General features: G+C 33.6%; 17 protein-coding genes. 12 read left to right on the top strand and 5 right to left on the bottom strand.

Annotation, left to right across the window (positions count from 1 at the left end; genetic code table 11):
• The 4 genes from AC061E_RS00005 to AC061E_RS00020 all read right to left on the bottom strand — a co-directional run.
• The coding region (locus tag AC061E_RS00005) for a PorP/SprF family type IX secretion system membrane protein (RefSeq protein WP_478284425.1) at nucleotides 1-2,280 on the bottom strand (2,280 nt) is incomplete at its 3' end.
• Nucleotide 2,281: 1 nt separating this feature from the next.
• On the bottom strand, nucleotides 2,282-3,739 hold the full coding sequence (locus AC061E_RS00010) for a T9SS type B sorting domain-containing protein (protein ID WP_478284426.1): 1,458 nt from the start codon (nucleotides 3,737-3,739) through the stop codon (nucleotides 2,282-2,284).
• A 44-nt stretch (nucleotides 3,740-3,783) separates the two neighbouring features.
• Nucleotides 3,784-5,085, bottom strand: a complete 1,302-nt coding sequence (locus AC061E_RS00015; RefSeq protein WP_478284427.1) for a beta-helix domain-containing protein — start codon at nucleotides 5,083-5,085, stop codon at nucleotides 3,784-3,786.
• 52 nt (nucleotides 5,086-5,137) lie between these two features.
• Nucleotides 5,138-5,578, bottom strand: a complete 441-nt coding sequence (locus AC061E_RS00020; RefSeq protein WP_158728174.1) for a hypothetical protein — start codon at nucleotides 5,576-5,578, stop codon at nucleotides 5,138-5,140.
• An 804-nt stretch (nucleotides 5,579-6,382) separates the two neighbouring features.
• Here AC061E_RS00020 and AC061E_RS00025 point away from each other — a divergent pair.
• The 7 genes from AC061E_RS00025 (at nucleotide 6,383) to AC061E_RS00055 (ending at nucleotide 12,177) form a co-directional block, all read left to right on the top strand.
• Nucleotides 6,383-7,531, top strand: a complete 1,149-nt coding sequence (locus AC061E_RS00025; protein WP_478284428.1) for a DNA polymerase III subunit — start codon at nucleotides 6,383-6,385, stop codon at nucleotides 7,529-7,531.
• Between the two features lie 5 nt (nucleotides 7,532-7,536).
• Nucleotides 7,537-7,920 carry a DoxX family protein gene (locus AC061E_RS00030; RefSeq protein ID WP_478284429.1) on the top strand — a complete coding sequence of 128 codons (384 nt, stop codon included), beginning with the start codon at nucleotides 7,537-7,539 and terminating at the stop codon, nucleotides 7,918-7,920.
• A gap of 36 nt (nucleotides 7,921-7,956) precedes the next feature.
• Complete coding sequence (locus AC061E_RS00035) at nucleotides 7,957-8,469, top strand: acyl-CoA thioesterase (protein WP_478284430.1); 513 nt, start codon at nucleotides 7,957-7,959, stop codon at nucleotides 8,467-8,469.
• A 179-nt stretch (nucleotides 8,470-8,648) separates the two neighbouring features.
• Nucleotides 8,649-9,656 carry a recombinase RecA gene (recA, locus tag AC061E_RS00040; RefSeq protein WP_478284859.1) on the top strand — a complete coding sequence of 336 codons (1,008 nt, stop codon included), beginning with the start codon at nucleotides 8,649-8,651 and terminating at the stop codon, nucleotides 9,654-9,656.
• Between the two features lie 153 nt (nucleotides 9,657-9,809).
• Complete coding sequence (locus AC061E_RS00045; protein ID WP_478284431.1) at nucleotides 9,810-10,220, top strand: hypothetical protein; 411 nt, start codon at nucleotides 9,810-9,812, stop codon at nucleotides 10,218-10,220.
• A gap of 15 nt (nucleotides 10,221-10,235) precedes the next feature.
• Nucleotides 10,236-10,784: an RNA polymerase sigma factor gene (locus tag AC061E_RS00050; protein WP_478284432.1), complete on the top strand. Its 549-nt coding sequence runs from the start codon at nucleotides 10,236-10,238 to the stop codon at nucleotides 10,782-10,784.
• Nucleotides 10,774-12,177 carry a porin family protein gene (locus AC061E_RS00055; protein ID WP_478284433.1) on the top strand — a complete coding sequence of 468 codons (1,404 nt, stop codon included), beginning with the start codon at nucleotides 10,774-10,776 and terminating at the stop codon, nucleotides 12,175-12,177. The genes AC061E_RS00050 and AC061E_RS00055 overlap by 11 nt, the downstream gene beginning before the upstream one ends.
• Here the strand turns inward: AC061E_RS00055 and AC061E_RS00060 are convergent.
• The gene (locus AC061E_RS00060; protein ID WP_478284434.1) at nucleotides 12,161-12,922 is read right to left on the bottom strand and encodes a lysophospholipid acyltransferase family protein; all 762 of its coding nucleotides are present in this window, start codon (nucleotides 12,920-12,922) and stop codon (nucleotides 12,161-12,163) included. The two genes, AC061E_RS00055 and AC061E_RS00060, sit on opposite strands and share 17 nt — an antisense overlap.
• 244 nt (nucleotides 12,923-13,166) lie before the next feature.
• Here AC061E_RS00060 and trpS point away from each other — a divergent pair, with 244 nt between their 5' ends.
• The 5 genes from trpS (at nucleotide 13,167) to AC061E_RS00085 (ending at nucleotide 20,811) form a co-directional block, all read left to right on the top strand.
• Nucleotides 13,167-14,141, top strand: coding sequence for a tryptophan--tRNA ligase (gene trpS / locus AC061E_RS00065; protein WP_478284435.1), 975 nt, complete (start codon nucleotides 13,167-13,169; stop codon nucleotides 14,139-14,141).
• Nucleotides 14,142-14,536: 395 nt separating this feature from the next.
• Nucleotides 14,537-14,827, top strand: coding sequence for a hypothetical protein (locus AC061E_RS00070; RefSeq protein WP_478284436.1), 291 nt, complete (start codon nucleotides 14,537-14,539; stop codon nucleotides 14,825-14,827).
• A gap of 526 nt (nucleotides 14,828-15,353) precedes the next feature.
• Nucleotides 15,354-15,749, top strand: a complete 396-nt coding sequence (locus AC061E_RS00075; protein ID WP_478284437.1) for a hypothetical protein — start codon at nucleotides 15,354-15,356, stop codon at nucleotides 15,747-15,749.
• A 130-nt stretch (nucleotides 15,750-15,879) separates the two neighbouring features.
• The gene (locus AC061E_RS00080) at nucleotides 15,880-16,674 is read left to right on the top strand and encodes a carbonic anhydrase family protein (protein WP_478284438.1); all 795 of its coding nucleotides are present in this window, start codon (nucleotides 15,880-15,882) and stop codon (nucleotides 16,672-16,674) included.
• Nucleotides 16,675-16,914: 240 nt separating this feature from the next.
• Nucleotides 16,915-20,811, top strand: a complete 3,897-nt coding sequence (locus AC061E_RS00085) for a T9SS type A sorting domain-containing protein (RefSeq protein ID WP_478284439.1) — start codon at nucleotides 16,915-16,917, stop codon at nucleotides 20,809-20,811.
• The last annotated feature ends 275 nt before the right edge of the window (nucleotides 20,812-21,086 follow it).

Genomic DNA, 21,086 nt, shown 5'->3' on the forward strand with positions numbered 1-21,086 from the left:
ATCGGCAGCTAATTTTAGTTTTGCAGCTTCTGCATCCGCTTTCGCTTTAGCATCGACAGCTTGTTTGGCCGCTTCTGCATCTGCTTTTGCTTTAGCATCGGCAGCTTGTTTGGCCGCTTCTGCATCAGCTTTGGCTTTAGCGTCAGCAGCTAATTTTATTTTTGCAGCTTCGGCATCTGCTTTTGCTTTGGCATCGGCAGCTTGTTTGGCGGCTTCTGCATCAGCTTTGACTTTAGCGTCAGCAGTTAATTTTAATTTTGCATCTTCGGCATCTGCTTTTGCTTTGGCTTCAGCAGCTTGTTTGACCGCTTCTGCATCAGCTTTGGCTTTAGCGTCAGCAGCTAATTTGGCAGCTTCTGCATCTGCTTTTGCTTTAGCATCGGCAGCTAATTTCAGTTTTGCAGCTTCTGCATCCGCTTTCGCTTTGGCATCAACAGCTTGTTTGGCAGCTTCTGCATCTGCTTTTGCTTTAGCATCGGCAGCTAATTTTAGTTTTGCAGCTTCAGCATCGGCTTTAGTTTTGGCATCGGCAGCTTGTTTGGCAGCTTCTGCATCAGCTTTGACTTTAGCGTCAGCAGCTAATTTTAGTTTTGCAGCTTCGGCATCAGCTTTTGCTTTGGCATCGGCAGCTTGTTTGGCGGCTTCTGCATCAGCTTTGGCTTTAGCGTCAGCAGTTAATTTTAATTTTGCAGCTTCGGCATCTGCTTTTGCTTTGGCTTCAGCAGCTTGTTTGACCGCTTCTGCATCAGCTTTGGCTTTAGCGTCAGCAGCTAATTTGGCTTTAGCAGCTTCAGCTTGTTTTGCTTTTATTACATCATCTGGTTTAGGTGTAATTACTACCTGTTTGGCAGCCTCGGCATCTGCTTTAGCTTTTACATCAGAAGCTAATTTGGCTTTAACAATGGCTGCTTGTTTAAGTGCCTCTGCATCAGCTTTTGCTTTTGCATCTGCGGCTAGTTTTGTTTTTGCTATAGCCTCTTGCTTAGCTGCCTCTGCATCGGCTTTTGCTTTTGCATCTGCGGCTAGTTTAGCTTTTGCATCTGGAACTGGTACAGCTACTTTAGCCTTGGCATCAGCCAATACTTTCGCTCTTGCATCGGCAGCAATTTTAGCTTTTGCAGCAGCTTCGGCAATTACTTTTTCACGGTTCAATCTATTCTCATCTGCTTTTGCTTTCGCTTGTGCTTCAAAATCTTGCCTTGCTTTTAAGGCAGCATCTGCAGTTGCTTTAGCCTTAGCAGCTTTTAACTCATTTTCTTTTTGTATATCAGCAGCAGATTTTTGTGTAACTTTTGTAGTTGGTTGTGGTGTTGGAACCGATTTTGGTTCGAATTTTGGCAGTATAGAACCTTCTTCCTCATCCTCATCACTATATTTTCCATTGAATTTGTATGCTAAAACAATTTCATGTGAGGGTCCAAATTGGGTGAAATTACCCAATGCTTTTTCATAATTATATTCAAGTGCAATTCGAGAGGTTACATTAAGACCTATACCTGCTGAAACACCGTGGAATGTATTATATCCAGCTTGAGCCCATATCCCTTTTGGAATACTAAACATCATTAAACCTGAAATAATAGTTTGTTCTCTTTTAATTTCAGTTCGTAAAAGTCCCGAGAACTTACTTCGATCAAAGAAACCGTTACTATTTATGAAACCTGTATACATCAAATGTGCTTGAAGAGAACGTTGCGGATCATCCTGGACCATTTGCGAGGTTTGTAAATTATACAAAACCGCATTCTTTAAAGCAACACCAAAATCAAAGAAGGCGGTACCGTAATTGATTCCTGGACTTACAACTAGTAACGAATTTGAAGGTACTAAACCTAATGCTGGGTCTGAATAATTGGTAACAACACCTCCAGCATTGATGCCGCTTTTATAAAAACCCAAGTTTAAACCAAAAGAAAGATTATTGTCTTGACCGATATATACATTTTGTGCAAAGTTAGCAACACCACCAAAAGTAGTAAGCACACCTTCATTTTGTTGAAATAATACAATTCCAATTCCTTTATTCTCTCTAAAACGTCCTGAATAACTGGCTAAATAGGTTTGTGGTGCATCATCAAATTGAACCCATTCTCGTTTGTTAAAGATTGTAGCATACGAATTTTGCTCCCTAGCAAAGCTAAAAGCAGGATTGATTAAAAATTTATTGAATCTAAGAGAATTTCTAACAGGCATATTAAAAGAGACCACTCCATTATCTTGTGAATAGATGGACTGAAGTAAACAGAAAAAAAAACAAAAACTTAAAAAAATATTTTTCATGTTACCTAATTACTGTGATAGAACCCTTTTTAATAGTATTGTCTTGTGTTGTAATGATATAGTAATAGATGGGATTCACGGATTTAAAATCCAGTTGATCTTCAGGCCAATTATTTTGATAATTTTTGGTGTTCAAGACAATCTCGCCCCTTGCATTTAAGACGATCACTGAGGTATTGGTACCACTAATATACTGTTGTGGAATGGTCCAAGTATCATTGATGCCATCGTTATTGGGACTTATTAAGTTTGGTATTAAAACCACATTAGGATCTACGAAAGGAAAACTAATCACAAAAGGTAATTCTTTTTTTGAAACACAGCCCGTTGTTTGTGTAATTGTCAAAGAATAATTTCCTTCTTGTGTTACATTTAGGGTATTAGTAGTAGCAGATGCTATTAAAGTACCGTTTAAAAACCACTCAAAAGTAGGATTATTTGCAGATGTAGTAGCTATGATTTGTTTTGTTTCTCCTTTATTAATAATTGTTGTATCCGTAACATTTAAAGAACTTGTAAAAGGAACATTTTCTAAATTAATGCTACCCGTAGAGGTACATCCACCAAAATCAACTCGTACGGTATAACTTCCAGAAGTACTTGTTGTGTATTCTTGACTTGTTGCACCAAGAATGGCAACATTATTTAAAAACCATTGATAGGTATTTCCGGCTTGCGTACTCAAAGTAGTTGGTCCATCAGTAGGGCAAAATGGATTTCCTTTACTTGAATTTACAGTTGCTACTGTTCCTGAAGCTTCTCCTACTGTAACTCTATTTGAATACGAATCAGAAGTACATGTTCCGTAATTAGTTTCTACATAATACCTTCCTGGGGTTGTAACTGTAAGACTTGGTGTAGTAGCAATAGGTACTAAACTCGGTTCTTTAAACCATTTATAAGTAAGTGAAGGATATTTTAATGGCGAATCATTTGTTCCAATCCCCGGATTGTCAATGGTTAATACATATGAACCACCTTTACAATAGGTAGCGTTTGCATTAAAATTATTGATGGAATATTGTGAATCTTGTAACTTGTAATAGGCTGCAAATGCATTTGAAGTAGGGCTTGTTGCTGCTGGAGCAGTACTTCGTACTCTAATTCTAAAATTTTCACCTCCTGTGGTTGTAGGAACTGCAAAAACAAAAGTTCTTGATGAGGGTGTGGCAGTAAGTGGTTTTTCTGAGTAAGTAAGCGACAATGGAGCTGAGAAATTTCCAGCTCCATCTGACAGCTCTAATATGAATTGGTTTGAAGTATTTAATGACCCCGCAGGGTTAAATGAAAAACTTACCTCAAAAGTATTGAAACTACTATTAGCACAAATTTGGGTAAAACCAAGAGTGGGCTTATTAATAGTAAATTGTGCGTGTAACGAGTTGATTGCTGGAAAAAACAGCAACAAAAATAAAAATTGGTAGGCTTTTAAAAAAGTAGGGGGGCGTCTACATTTCATAATTAGTTTTGCATCAACTTGTCAGCTATTTTAATACAGCATCCTTAATTAGATGCTGTAATTTTTGATAATTGTAAACGGTAATCAGGTCTCTTTTCATTAGCAAAATCAATAAAGGTTTCTGAATTACTTCCATTAGGGAAAAAATAATTGAAAAAATTAGGTTGACCATAATGTGCCTCTAAATCTTCATTGTTTGAGTTATCTGCAATAAATATATTTCCAGCACAATTATTGAAGTACATTGATTCTAACTTAATTTTAGTTAAACTTTCATCATTCATTTGAATTTTACTATCTAATAAAATTGCTGGTTTAAACCCAGAGATTACAGTACGCTTGCAATTGAGTGAAGCATTTTCAGCAACATATACAGCCTCTTTTACTAAACCTGATTCAATATCAGCTTTTATATTTGCACTGTTGTTAACAAGAGTTAGATTAGTCGCAACGACCATGGTTTGTTTTTTAGAAAAATCTACTTCATCCTTTTTGTTGTAAGAAGCAATGTCCAAACATCTAGAACCATTTTTACTTGATAAAAAAGATGAACGAATAGCAAGAGAGTTTGTCAAGTTACTTTGAGCACCATAATTAAAACGGTAGTCATCATTACTAGACTTGTATGAAACAACTTGAGATAAACTTGTATCACCTCCAAAGATTTCAAAAGAATTCCCTCCAGAGAAACTGACCATTATATTTTGTAGAATAGTTTTGTTTCCAATTCCTGCCAGAAAAAGAGAATTTAAATTTCCGCCACCAGTTGAAAGCTTTGATCCAGCAAATTCAATACGAACGTATCTCATGATACCAGAATTACTAGCTGGATTAGTACCACCGTAAGATGTTAAAGTTGAAATAAAATCTGTATTACTACCTGTATTTACAGAAGCTACACCTCCAAATTTATTTAAAGGAGCATCACCTAAAATTACAATACCTCCCCAATCTCCTGCTTTTCTCAAACTACGATTAGATGTAAATACAATAGGATCTGTTTCTAGACCATCTGCAATGATACTAGCCCCTTTGGTAATTATTAGTGTTCCTTTGGTATCAAAGTCACCAATAATTTTAGTTCCAGGCTCAATTGTAAGCACGGCGTTGTTAGTCACATAAACATTTCCTTGAAGCAGATAAACATTTTTCTTGTACAATTTAGTATTTGCAGTTATGTTAACTGCCAATATTTGATTGGCTTCTCCGTAATCTACTTTGTTGGGCTTAAACTCGGTCCAGTTGTTCAACCAGTTATTAAGTCCTGTAATTCCTTTTTCTTGTTGTGCCTGAGCACTTGAAATTACCAATAGAAAAATTGTTACAATTTGGGTGAAATTTTTCATAGGATTAAAATTTAATTAATTAGTGTATTTGGAATATGTAAGTAGGTATTCATTACAAACCTTCAAATTCATGCAATGATTTCATTGTAGTTTCAAAAAACAGTATAGCTGCTACTAAAGTGTTTTTATCTGCATAAGGCAACATTTTCTTTTGGAAATCAACAGATACCGTTAGAAAGGTTGTTGTTCCTTCTGCAACATCTTCTAGAGCTTTTTTATTCACAGCATCATTAGGAATTCCTAAATCAGAAATGGTTACTCCTGGTAATTTTGCTAACGCTATATTGGGTAAGATTTTAACCAAAACTTTAACACGCTCAGTGTATAATTCAATTAACTCTCCTTTTTGCATCGATTTCAATTGATCTAAATCATGAAATGTTCTTATGGAAGCATCTTTACTAATTATGCTTCTTTCTACAACTTTCGCTTGAGAAAATGCAGCACCCGTCGACAATAAAAAAAAACTTAAAACAATAACTTTCGCTTTCATAATATTATATTAAAAAAATTTATTTAAGGTAACAAATCTAAACAATTAAACTTAAAACAACATACGTTTTATTTATTATTTTGGTTTTCACTACAAATTGTTAACAATTTTTAGTTAATAAGTTCACAAACCCTTTGTTTTATTGGTTTTTTTTAATTAGAAACAATACAAATAAAGTTGAGTTTACTAATTTTTAATTAAAACAAAGCTAAAATTAATGAAAATTTCACACTTTTTAACAATCTATTGCGTATTAAAAACAAATCAAAACGCCTAATACCACGTATTTATACCTGTATGATTCTTAAAAGTAATAAAAAGTTGCTTAATTACTACGTTTTTTTTAAAAAAAATTTTGGTTGTTCTATAACAATTCATCTTATGCTTACTATTTAAAAGAAAATAAATAAGTACAAATACGTGTTATATAATACATTACAAATTGAATGCCAAAAAAAACAAAACCTTAAAAAAAGTTAAAAAAAAAGTTAAATATACTTTCAACTCTACTTTTTGATTTGAAAAAAAAAATTCTCTTCCATAGTGTAAAAAATTTGAACATTAAAAGACTTCAATCAATAATAAATATACAAAAAATAAATAATAAAAAGATGAAGTCAAGAAATCAAATCAATCAAAAAAAGGGGGAATTAGCTAAAGTAGATGACAAAAAAATTTATGTTTTATTATACTTCAAAAAAAGGATTTGAGGTCATGCAAAAGATATCCTGAAAGTAAGAGTCAATTTTTAAAATTAAAAAAGGAAAAATTTATGACTCAATCATTTTCTATTATCTTTGCTTCATGCAATTTTCAGATATTTTAGGACAAGAACACATTAAAAGTCATTTGACAAAAAATGCTAGTTTAGGAAGAATTCCACACGCTCAACTGTTTGTTGGGCCAGAGGGTTCAGGTACATTGGCCATGGCTATTGCGTATGCACAATACATTATTTGCAATAACTCTGATGACGAAAACAGCGGTTTTAATCAAACCTGCAACATCAAATTTGAAAAATACGCGCACCCTGATTTACATTTCATATACCCAACGGTAAGTAATGATGTAATTAAAGCTAAACCTAAAAGTATTGATTTTATTACTGAGTGGAGAGCGTTTATAGAAAAAAACCCGTACGGAAGCTTGTTTGACTGGTATCAAAAATTGGATGTGAAAAACAAACAAGGCGAAATAAGGGTTGAAGATGCACAAGAGATTTTAAAATCCCTAGCTTTAAAATCATTTGAAGGAGGCTACAAAATCATGATTGTATGGATGGCAGATAAACTAAACGTCCCTGCCTCTAATAAATTATTGAAATTATTAGAAGAGCCAAGTGAAAAGACTGTTTTTATTTTAATTTCTGAAAATGAGGAAGATATTATACAAACCATTAGATCTCGATGTCAAGTATTGCATTTTAATGGTTTAAGTGAGCCTATTATTACCAAAGCATTAGAGAGTGAATGGAAAGTTGATACACAAACGGCTCAAAAAATAGCACATCAAGCTCAAGGGAATTTCAATAAAGCATTAAAATTGTTACAACCAGATAGTGAAACTGATTATTTTGAAAAATGGTTTGTAGATTGGGTAAGGGCAGCATTTAGGGCAAAAGGAAATGCTGCAGCTATACAAGATTTGATTCAATGGAGTGAAGAAATAGCAGTTTTGGGAAGAGAAACCCAAAAGAAGTTTTTACAGTTTTGCATTGAAATGTTCCGTCAGGCCTTATTAATCAACTATCAAGCCAACAGTTTAGTTTACTTAAAACCTAAGGTAGAGAAATTCAAACTAGAAAACTTTGCTCCTTTTGTAAATGGAAACAACATTTTTGATATTTACAAAGAACTATCAGATGCCATGTATCACATAGAACGTAATGGTAATGCCAAAATTATTCTAACCGATTTATCTATAAAATTAACACGTTTAATTCATAAAAAATAAAACCTATGAACAATATTACTTCCATTTTAATTTTAATTTTTCTGGCTATTACATTTTTACAGTCTAGTTATGACAAGATTTTTTATTGGAAAGACAATATAGAATGGCTAAAAGGTCATTTTGCAAATACTCCGTTAAAAAATCAAGTACCACTTGCTTTACTCAATATTCTCATTCTAGAACTAATTACAGGAATATTATGTGTAGTTGGCTGCATTGAACTGTTCATCAATAACGGAAGAATCTTTGGGTTTTACGGCGCTGTATTTGCTTGTATCACTTTACTGATGCTGCTTTTTGGACAGCGTTTAGCTAAGGATTACGATGGTGCAAGAACAATCGTAATTTATTTTATACCCGCTATTTTAGCCGTATATTGGTTAAACTAAACTATTTTTTTCGAAATAAAACTTTTTTACACACCTATGACACCAAAAAATCCATCAGAATCTTTAACAATACTCACTGATCTAGTTTTGCCAAGTGAAACAAATCCTTTGAACAACCTTTTTGGAGGGGAATTACTTGCAAGAATGGATCGTGCGGCAAGTATAGCCGCAAGAAGACATTCCCGCCGAATTGTAGTCACCGCATCTGTAAATCATGTAGCGTTTAATAGAGCCATACCGCTAGGTAGCGTAGTAACTGTTGAAGCAAAAGTTTCAAGAGCTTTTAAGAGTTCTATGGAAATCTACATAGATATTTGGGTAGAGGACAGAGAATCTGGAAATAAAACAAAAGCTAACGAAGCCATCTATACCTTTGTTGCTGTGGATGACACAGGTCGTCCTGTAGAAGTACCTCAAGTTGTACCGGAAACAGAACTAGAAAAACAACGTTTTGAAGCAGCCCTTAGACGCAAACAATTAAGCTTAGTTTTGGCAGGAAAAATGAATCCGCATGATGCCACAGAGTTGAAGGCTTTGTTTACGAAATAGCACTAAACCAAAAATTAGATTTCAAATTTTAATAGAAAGAAAAAATTGTAATTGAAAAAGAAGTATTTTTACAAAGCAATATATAAATTACAACACTAAAATAGTGGTTCGTAATGTACACCACTTAAATTCATAGCGTTACAAACAAAAAATAGATGAAAGAAAAGGTAAAAGAGAAGATGAGTACAGAAAAAGAATCTAAATTAAAGGCGTTACAACTTACGCTTGACAAACTAGACAAGACCTACGGTAAAGGTACTGTGATGAAAATGGGAGATAAAGCTATTGAAGAGGTAGAAGTAATTTCTTCGGGGTCTTTAGGAATAGATTTAGCTCTTGGCGTAAATGGATATCCAAAAGGAAGAATCATTGAAATCTACGGGCCAGAATCATCAGGTAAAACAACTTTAACGTTGCATGCTATTGCCGAAGCTCAAAAAGCAGGAGGAATTGCTGCTTTTATAGATGCTGAACACGCATTTGATAGAAATTATGCAGAAAAATTAGGAGTAGATATTGAAAACCTAATTATATCTCAACCTGATAACGGAGAACAAGCCTTAGAAATTGCTGAAAATTTAATTCGCTCAGGTGCTATTGACATTGTTGTTATTGACTCGGTAGCTGCTTTGACTCCAAAAAGTGAAATTGAAGGAGAAATGGGTGATTCAAAAATGGGATTGCACGCTAGATTGATGTCACAAGCTTTACGAAAACTGACTGGAACGATTAGCAAAACACATTGTACTGTTTTCTTTATTAACCAGTTGAGAGAGAAAATCGGGGTTATGTTTGGTAATCCAGAAACTACAACGGGTGGTAATGCCTTGAAATTTTATGCATCTGTACGATTGGACATTCGTCGTTCTACGCAGATAAAAGATGGTGATAATGTTTTAGGTAACAGAACCAAAGTAAAAGTGGTAAAAAACAAAGTGGCACCGCCATTTAAAGTAGCCGAATTTGACATCATGTACGGCGAAGGAATATCAAAAACAGGTGAAATTTTAGACTTAGCTGTTGAATTTGAAATCATTAAGAAAGCAGGTTCTTGGTTTAGTTACGGAGAAACAAAATTAGGTCAAGGTCGTGATGCTGTTAAAACCTTAATTAAAGACAATCCAGAACTAGCCGATGAGCTAGAGCTTAAAATTAAAGCTAGAATTAAAGAATTAGCTGGAGAATAATTTTTTGAAAACCCGATTTTTTCGGGTTTTTTTTGCTTTAAACGCAACCTTTTTATCAATGATACCTCTATTTAAAAAAACAAATGTTTGAGCCGAAATTACAATTCAACCCAACCCTTTGAAATAAGTGTCAAATTCTAAAAATGTAAAAAGATGAAAAAAATTATTGCTTTAACACTATTATGGGCTTCATTCCTATCTTGTAGCCCTGACAATGATTACCCAAATTACAGTTATGAAGTGTTGCCTGTGGCTAGTTATGAAGTTCCTGCTTCTTTTAAGCTAGGGGAAACCTACACCATTACACTCAAATACCAAAAACCAACCATTTGCCATGGATATCAAGGGATTTACTATGATAAAAACCTCAACGTAAGAACCATTGGCATACAAACTGTAGTAGATAAAGATCAAGTTTGTAATCAAGCTATGCCCCCATTATCTGAAGTATCTTTTCAATTTTATGTAACCAATACAGGATCGTATATTTTTAAATTTTACAAGGGTAAAGATGCAAATGGAGTATCTCAATTTGAAGAAAAAGAAATTAAAGTGGACAACTAAATAGAACATCCAATTGTGGGGTTAGATCAAATCATTGCAAACTGTAAAAAAAACTGTCCAAAAGCACAAGAGGAGCTGTATGGACTGTTTGCTAATAAACTTTTTGGAGTATGCCTCAAGTATTCCAAGAGCTATACAGATGCACAGGATAATTTACAGGATGGTTTTATACTAATTTTGAATAAAATAAATCAATTTAGCAACAAAGGTTCGTTTGAAGGCTGGTCCAAAAGAGTCATGATTAATAATGCCTTACAAAGATATAAAGACGTTCGTTTTTTAGATATTGTGAATACAGACCTAGCAGAGCAAGATATTGACGTTGATGACGAACCCATAGCACTAGAAACGCTGCTTAAAATGGTACAAGAACTACCAGACCAGTACCGCTTAGTATTTAGCCTCTACGTTCTTGATGGATATTCACACAAGGAAATAGCTGAAATGCTAAAAATCACTACAGGAACAACCAAATCAAATTTGGCTAGAGCCCGAATAATTTTGAGAGAAAAAATAAATAACCATACCGGTAACCCTACTAGAACGAAATACAATGCACGATAAAAAAAATATAGACCGGTATTTTCAAGAACAATTTAAGGATTTTGAAGCCCAACCTGAGCCACAGGTGTGGGAAGCTATTGAACTGAGTTTACGCAAAAGAAAGAAAAGACGAAAGGTTTTACCGTTCTGGCTTAAAATAAGTGGAATTGCGGCCTCATTATTGGTAGGGTTATTGCTAGTTCAAAAAACACAATATGAGGGCTCAAAACCTGTAATAAAGATCGTAAACCAATCAAAAGCTAGAGAAAAAGAAACGCTCCAAAAAAAGAAGTTCATCACCAAACCAAACCTCATTGATAAGGAGCCGCAACAAGTAGTGACTAACCAACAACCAACCCAAACGAATTATGAAAAAGAAACTATACGAGCTACTGGACCTAAAATCAATTCGAACCAAAAGAAGAATAAAAAGGATTATCTCGTTCATATCCAAAAAAATAATCCATCGGTAAGTGATAACGCTACAAAAGATTCGGAAGAATTAGCATTAGCACAACAACAAGATAACAGTGTAGTTACAAAAGAAATCACAGTCGTACAAAATGCGCAATCAAAGAAACCAATTTCTGACACTGAAATATTTAATAAGACGCAAGACATTACAAATAAAGAAGTGAGCGCTACCATAAACACTTTGGAAGAAATTTTAAAAAATAAAAATACGACTCCAGAATCTAACCCAACAAAGGGTAACAAATGGAAAATAACACCTACTGTTGCCGCCGTATATTTGAACACAAAAAGCAGCGGATCTGCACTGGATCCTCAACTGGCTCAAAATAAAAAAACGAATGACAACTCAGCTAGTTATGGGATTGGTATACACTATGCTTTGAACCAAAAAATGAGCCTGCGCAGTGGTATAAACAGGTTAGCGTTTGGGTACAATACAAACAATGTGTCTTATACAGCAGGACTAAGAAGTAATACCGTATCAAACATTAACTTCAGAAATTCTTCATCCATTGAAATCACTAACAACAATAGCGCTACTACCCTATCTGGTTTTGAGAAAAACTTACAAAAAAACAACGTAGGAGCACTAAACCAACAGATGAATTATTTTGAAATTCCGTTTGAAATGTCCTATGCAGTAATCGATAAAAAAATAGGAATACATCTCATTGCAGGGGTCAGCACATTACTTTTAAATGATAATGAAGTCCGATTAGAATCTAATTCATTCAATGAAAGACTTGGCAGTGCAACCAACTTAAATTCGGTACACTTTAGTACTAATTTTGGCTTTGGAGTACGCTACAAACTCATAAAATCATTTCAACTCAGTTTAGAGCCCATGCTCAAGTACCAAATCAATACTTTTACAAACAACAGCAGTAACTTTAAGCCAATGGTAATGGGAGTATATACCGGAATTAGTTATGAGTTTTAGAAGATCCTGCTGCAAATAACAACAACTGATGGTAAATAGTGGAACGTACCCGGTCCCGAATTTCTTTTCGATCTACTCCATCTACAGCTATAGTGGGAACTTGTTGGTGGATTTTAACACGCATTAGCCCAGGGCTACCACTTAAAAAAGTAAATGAAAATCGTTTTTTATTGTCAGGGAGCGTAATCGGCACGATAGGAAGGCTATGCTCTACAGCCAGTCTAAAAGCCCCATCTTTGAAAGTATCCAATACAATAGACTCATCATCTGGAACACCACCTTCAGGAAAAATACATATACTCAAACCTTGTTGAATCCTTTTTTGGGCTCTATCAAAAACTTCTAACCTACTTTTTGATGAATTTCTATCTACAAGAATACACGTTCGTTTATAAAAAAAACCAAATAAGGGAATCTTAGAGAGTTCTTTTTTACCAACAAAAACAAACGGGTTCTTGGTAATAGCAAGCATCAGCATAATATCAGTCATAGAGGTATGATTGGCCACTAGCATATAACTTTTGTGTGGTATTAAAGCCTCATCTTCATCAATTTTATAATAAAAACCCATACCAAATAGGATACACTTGGCCCAAATACGAGCCATCTTAAAAAAGTAAGGATACCCACGCTCTGACACGATAGACAGCACTAAAAAGGGAAACATGACCAGAATGGGTAGTGCCATAAGAACATAAAACCAAACACGCCACAATACCCAAAAAATAATTTTGATTGCATTCATAGCTCCAAAAGTAAGAAATCAAGAGGTAAAATACTCAAAAAAAGTAGGGTGTTTTTTTATGAAAATTAAAACAAAGGCTAGCACCAAAATCTTTTGGGAACAAAATACTGATTTATGAAACATAAGACGATGATACTTTACTTAAAAATGCTAACTTCATAAGGCTAGATTGTTTTTAAAATTTACAATTTTGCAGTAATAAATAAAAAACTTTGCGAACTTTGCGGGAAAAGTTAAAATCATAATGGCAAAAATACTTACCGGCGTTCAAAGTACAGGGACACCACATTTAGGAAATCTTCTTGGCGCAATTATACCTGCAATAGCACTCTCAAACAAACCCGAAAATGAATCTTTTTTGTTCATTGCTGATTTGCATTCGGTTACCCAAATAAAAGACGGAGCAACACTACGAACAAATACCTATAGCACAGCAGCAGCATGGCTGGCTTGCGGATTGAATGTAGAAAAAGTTGTTTTTTACAGACAATCGGATGTGCCACAAACGGCAGAATTGTCTTGGTACTTGAGCTGTTTTTTTCCGTTCCAGCGTTTGACATTAGCTCATTCTTTCAAAGACAAATCAGACAGGCTAGATGATGTCAATGCAGGACTATTCTCCTACCCTATGCTGATGGCTGCTGATATTTTACTGTACGATGCCGAGTTTGTACCGGTAGGAAAAGACCAGCTGCAGCATTTAGAAATCACCCGTGATGTAGCCTCAAGATTCAATCACCAAATGGGCGAAACCTTTGTACTTCCTGAGGCTAAAATTCAAGAAGACAGCATGTTGATTCCAGGTACCAATGGCGGAAAAATGAGTAAATCAGCCAACAACATTATCAATATATTTCTGGATGACAAAGCCTTACGCAAACAAGTCATGAGTATTGAAACCGATAGTACACCACTAGAAGATCCAAAAAATCCAGATACTTGTAATGCTTTTGCTATTTATTCTTTATTGGCAAATGAAGAACAATTAGCAGCAATGCGTGCCAATTATCTAGGCGGCAATTACGGTTACGGTCACGCCAAACAAGCCTTGTTTGAATTGATTTGTGAAACCTTTAAAACCGAAAGAGAAAAATACAACTACTACATGAGCAATCTTAACGAGGTAGATGCACTTTTAAAAATAGGTGCTCAAAAAGCATCGGCTGTGGCCAATGGTGTACTCGCCAAAGTGCGCGAAAAACTAGGATTCGAAATATAATTACGTTTTTAAAATAACCGCAGATTCGCAGATTATAATACCATAATCTGCTAATTTTCGGTGTAATACAATTTAAAATGGCGCGAAGTCAGAGACATTCGCGCATCAGCCCGCCGTCTTTAAGAACGTTTTTTTATAATACTTCGAGCAGCTGGTGGCAACTTTTTGGTTACGAGCAAGATACTCGCACTAGCCTTTGAACTTAATAATGCTCATACCAGCTGGGGAAAAAAATACATAAAGAATAAATAAATTAAGTTTTGCGTATACAGATAATATTTTTCGTTTTATTTTTTTTAAATTCTTGTAATATTATAAATGATGAAGTTTACTATACTTACGATAATGTAACTATTAAAAGAATTGACACAAATGGAAAAACAGAGTTTTATTACATGAAAAATGGAAAAGAGTCAGGTAAAATATGGGCAAAATATTCCGGTATAAACGATGGTTTTGCTGGGTATTTAAAATTTGATGAAAACGGCAAAGTTTTGATTCTTATAGATGACGGTTATTTTCAAACAGATAATAAGGATATTTTAAAATTTAAATTCAAAGATTCTAATTTTGAGGCACATTATAATTTGCTCAATATGTATAAAATATGGTATCCTATCGAAGCTGAACAAGAAAAAAACAAAAAAAATAAATCAAAAGTTAAAGTAAGGTATATTAGACATTAAGAAAACCCCCACTGGTGCTCGTTTGCAACGAGTGCCTATTTATCTTATAAGAAAAGGCAAAGCGTTTGCAACGCGGCTAACTAAAACAGGAGTTAATTTATGCATGTAAATTTTTCTTTTAAAATCAATACATTTGATTAACAGCGAATGTCTCCAACTTCGCACCCACTCCAATACCCTAAAGCAAATATAGTTATACAGAAAGTAATTTTCAAGAATTGTTTAAGGTCCTAAACCTAACAGGTTTTAAAAAACGTTTAGGTCTAAACAAACCGCAGTGCTTTCAACACGGATAGTTTAACCCGAAGTAATACAGAATCTACTATTTTTTTGTACTGAAAACAAATACTTCTTCCATAGCCACTGCCACTACGAAATTAGCATCTTATAGCAATGGAGGGAGGGCAACTTTTTGATTTAACACAACATAATCTTTTGTTAACTACTATCTTTTACTTTACTATTTTAAATAATTTTGTTGTCGATTTGCTGAAATAAAATTAAAAAAAAGAAAAATCAAGATTAATTGTTCCAAAGTAAATTTAAAATAGTATTACGTTTCTGTTTGATCCTTGTCGTTTTAGGACTTGTGATGAACCATGTTCAATCCGGTTTTTCAGCAACCGGTATTAAAAACCAAGAATCAGCAGTAGCTTTTAATTCTTTTTTCAAAAAAGACATAAAAGTCCACAAGGCTTTATTGTCTTCTAAAAAAAATAATCAAAGTAGAAATCTCACCTATCACAAGCCAAATTGGGTGTCTAGTTTTCTTAAAAGACAATGCATCAAAATCCAACAAAAAATTTTTACTACTCTTTTGATTTTTTCTGTTGAAACGCACAAAAAAGTTAGCAAAGCAGTCAGTAGTTATCTTTATTTATTTATCTCTTCTGTCTTTCGACCACCTTCATTTTTGATATAATTATCCCTAACAATCTTTATTGAAGTTACAGTTTTTTACCCATTGCATAATCCCTTTTTTGATTTAATGCCATATGGGTGTCTCATTGTATTCAAAAATCACTGAAAATAATTATATAAAAAATACGAAAATGAAAATCAATAATATAACAAACATTAAAAAAATAGCAATTACAATAATTGCCTTAACCGTATTGGCATCTTGTAGCAAAGACGAAACAGCTTCGATTTTAAACACTGATTTTCCGGAAGGTGTTGTGAGCTATAATTTTCCGCTAGGAACTACTAACATTCAAGGGCAAACCCCCATTGCTATTAATACCAGCGATACCGAAAAAATGAATACCGTAGATCCAGTTATACATTATAATGTACTCACATTAAGCAGTGTAGAAAACACAAAGGAAAACCTAAAAATTAGTTTGTCCACAACAGATAAAGCAAACAATTATATCACGATCAAAGGCATGAAATATGAATTGCAGCAATTTCATTTTCACCGTCATAGTGAACATAATGTAAATGGCGAATATGGAACAATGGAAATTCATTTTGTAAACAAATCAGCAACTGGAGCTTATGCCGTTTTAGGCGTACTTGTGAAAAATGGTGCCATCAATAATGGACTCCAAACACTCATCAACGCATCACCAACAACTACAGGAGTAAACACTTTAAGCGATACTTTCTATTTGAATTCAATTTTGCCAACGGATCAAGGAAAATATTACAGCTATAGTGGCTCATTAACCACGCCCAATCTTAATTCAACCCCTAATCAAGGTCCCGTTACTTGGATTGTGTTCAAGAATAACATTGAAATGACTACCGCCCAATTGGAAAATTACGCTAGCAAATACAACGAAGAGAATTTTCGTTCCTTGCAACCTATAAACAACAGGAAAGTATACGAAAATATTAGATAATTAGAACGAGTGGTCGAAAGCAATTTCGGCCACTTCGTTTTTAAATATATTCCAGTCCTTTTTCAACCCATGTGTACGTAAAAACCAAACAATCCGATAGTTTGAATTTACACATAACGGACTTTTTATAATCAACTATTGAGAGAGGGACAAAAAATAAGTTTTTGTTAGTTCAATAATATCTCTGATAAGTTAAAAAAAAATGACTAAAATTGTGCTAAAATTCAATAAAACTTTTTTATGAAAACAAAATTACTTTTGATGTTTTTGTTTTTGACGATTACCTTGCAAGCCCAAACCAATTTGGTGCCCAATGGAAACTTCGAAAACTGGACATCCTCCTCACAACCAAATAATTGGTTTAGATTCTTTAACGGATTAGTATTCCAGAGTACTTCGGCTCAAAATGGTAGCTCGAGTACCAAAATGCAAATTACAAGCGGAACGTTTAATTACATCAACAGCGAGTATTTTCCTGTTGTAGCTGGTAAAACGTATCGCATTACAATGTATCACAAACTGGTTACTGGAACTTTCTCGGCTATTGACCTAAGTTTGTATCACAAACCAGGCACTTTTAAAACAGAAATTACCAAAAAAACCGATGCCGTTACTTCCAGCACCGAATGGAGAAAAATAGAATTTGACTACACTCCCACTGTTAGCGAATCAATTGAAGTAGATATCTGGACAACCGGTACGCTGAACTCAGAAATCTTGGTAGACAATGTTTCTGTGGTTGATGTGGCTACTTTAGGACCACAATATACCTTGATACCAAACCTTAATTTTGAAAAACGTTTAATTGCCTTAGGACACGATTCAGGTGTCCCTGATGGTAAAGTGTTGACTTCAAATATAGCCTCTGTAGTATCTTTGGATGTTTCTTCTAGTTCAATAACAGACTTGACCGGAATACAAGATTTTGTATCGTTAAAAAACTTGAATTGTAACAATAATGGTTTAACCAGCTTAGATATAACCAAAAATGTGGCTTTATCATATCTTAATTGTTATAGCAATCAATTAACCACACTTGACCTTTCTAAAAATTTGGCATTAACTAGAGTAGACAGTTATGTCAACAAGTTAAATACACTAGATCTATCTCAAAATTTGGCTTTAAAAGAGCTTTATTGTAGTAATAATCAATTAACCACGATCGATCTTTCTAAAAATATGGCTTTATTAAGGCTTGAATGTCAAAATAACAAATTAACCACAATTGATCTTTCTAAAAATGTAGCTTTATTTGGACTTGATATATCAAGTAACCAATTAACCACACTGGATCTTTCTAAAAATGTAGCTTTATCTAGACTAGATTGTAAAAATAATCAGTTAACCAGTTTGAATCTCAAAAATGGTAAAAATACTTTACTAACTAATTCAAGTATATCGCTTTCATTGAATCCGAATCTAAGCTGTATTTTGGTGGATGATGCTACCTATGCCAATACCAATTGGGCGGATAAAAAAGATTCTTTTACTTTTTTCTCACCGTATGATTGTAGTTTGATAACACAAATACCTGATGCTAAATTTGAAGACAAACTAATTGCATTGGGAATTGACACCGATGGTAAAAACGGTTTAGTGTTAAATTCTAGTATTGAAGCAATTACAGCATTAGACGTTTCAAATAGCGCTATTACTAATATGAAAGGGATTGAAGGATTTATAGCATTAGCTACTTTAAATTGTTCTGGAAACCAATTGAAAAAATTAGATCTTTCTAAAAACACAGCAATTACTGTTTTAAGCTGCTCTAATAATCCAACATTATTTTGTATACAAGTTGCAAATCTTACTACAGCTGCCAGTTGGACGACTACCAAAGATGTCATAGCTAGTTTTAGTGTTGATTGTACCATTTATACGTTAATTCCTGACGCAAAATTCGAAGACAAATTAATTGCTCTTGCTATTGATAGAGACGGTAAAAACGGAAAAGTAGCCACAGAAAGTATTGCTACTGTAACCTCAATTAATCTTGATTCTAGTTCAATTTCAAATCTAACAGGAATACAGGATTTTGTTGCTTTAACTTCTTTAACCCTAAGGAACAATCAATTAACTACTTTAGATGTTTCTAAAAATGTGGCTTTAGCTTCATTATTTTGTGACTCTAATCGATTAACCATACTTGATATTTCTAAAAATGTATCTTTAACTTCTTTTTCTTGTTACAATAATCAATTAACTGCACTTGACTTATCTAAGAATCTGGCCTTAAGTTATTTAGAATGTTCTCGAAATCAATTGGCCACACTTGATGTTTCAAAAAATATAGCTCTATCTCTTATTCTATGTACTAATAATCTATTAACCACACTTGATGTTTCTAAGAATATAGTTCTAGGTTATTTTTTATGTAACAATAATCAATTAACAAATTTAGATGTTTCTAATAATGTCAAGTTATATCAAGTTTGGTGTCAAGAAAATAAAATAAAAACATTAGATTTTTCTAAAAACCCATTATTAACACAAGTTCTTTGTAACAACAATAACTTAGTAAGTTTAATTATAAAAAACGGGAAAAACACATCTATCCCAATTACTGATAGTAATAATGGAGGCGTTCGCTTCATTAATAACCCTGATTTAAAATGCATTTTAGTAGATGATGAGACGTATGCTAATGCTAATTGGTCTACCAAAAAAGATGCTACTGCTTCTTTTAATGATACTGAATGTGTGCCTTACACTTTTATTCCAGACGGACGTTTTGAGGATCGATTAATAGTACTAGGCATCGATACCGATGGTAAAAACGGAAAAGTAAAAACTGCAAGTATAGAATTGCTAACTGATCTTAGTATAATAAATGCTGGGATTAAAGATTTAACGGGAATTCAAGATTTTAAAGCACTAAAAACTCTGATATGTAACGCTAATGAACTTACCACTATTGATCTTAGTAAAAACATCGCTTTAACAGAGCTTTATTGCAACAATAATCTAATAACTACGCTTGACGTTTCCAAAAACATAAACCTTTCTTATTTGGCTTGTTTTGACAATCAGATAGCTGTTTTGGATGTTAGCAAGAATGTACTACTCAAAACACTGAGCGCTAGAAATAATAAAATTGCTAGTTTAGACCTTTCTAAGAATGTACTTTTAGAAACACTTATTTGCAAAGACAATGTGTTGACTACCTTGAACTTGAAAAATGGTAAAAATACATTATTGTCTATGCTAGATACTAGAAACAATAGTGCCCTTTCTTGTATTTTAGTGGATAATGTAGAATATGCTGTTGCTAATTTTACACAAAAAGATGTCACATCTGACTATTCATTAAACTGTACTGCAACTGTGGTTTACACCACGATCCCTGATGTTAAATTTGAAGAAAAATTAATTGCTCTAGGAATTGATAATGACGGGAAAAACGGAAAAGTAAAAACAACCAGTATCGAATACTTAAAATCAATTAATTTACAATTTTCGGAAATTAAAGATTTAACAGGAATAGAAGATTTTAAAAATTTAGAAGTACTTGACTGTGCAATTAATAGTTTGACACAATTGAATGTGTCTAAGAATTTAAAACTTACTGAACTTTATTGTCATTTTAATACGATAACATCATTAGACGTTAGTAAAAATGTACTACTAACAATTATTCAGGCTAATAAAAATAGTTTACAAAAATTTGATGTGTCTACCAATAAAGTATTGAAAGAATTAAATTTAAGAGATAATCAATTGACTACCCTGAATCTAAAAAATGGATACAATGCAAATGCTTCGTATTACATTTCTAGAGGAAATCTCAATTTAACTTGTATTCAAGTAGATAGTAAAACGTATGCTGATTCCAACTGGTCATCTAGTAAGGACACAGCTGCATCGTATTCTGAATCATGTACCAATTTGTCTACGGGAGATATCGCATTTGAAAAAATAAGTGTGTATCCTAACCCAACAAATGGTGCGTTATTCTTTGATAATGTTGCAATTGATTCAATAAGAGTTTATGATGCCTTAGGAAAACTGATGAATGTGCCATTTACAAGTACGGGCAATAGTTCTACAGCAAATTTAGAACAGTTACCTACTGGTATTTATTATATTTACCTTACTAGTAATGATGCTACAACCGTAAAAAAAGTAATGGTTAAATAATTTATTTACTATTTTACACTCGTTTTTACAAAAACGCTATTTCTTAACTGAAATGGCGTTTTTGTTTTTTAAAACCCAAGTTCAATTACAAATTAGACCTAACAGGTTTTAAAAACCAGTTAGGTCTAAAATAAATTTGTGAGCTATTCCCAACTGAGATTAGGCGCAGACAAACAAAGCAGTAAGTGTTTATATAGCAAATTTATAAAGCTAGAAATAAAACTGCTATTGAAAATTTAAAAGAGAATCGCTTATAAATCCACCATAACTTAGTA

This window comes from Flavobacterium sp. GNP011 (assembly GCF_056428925.1).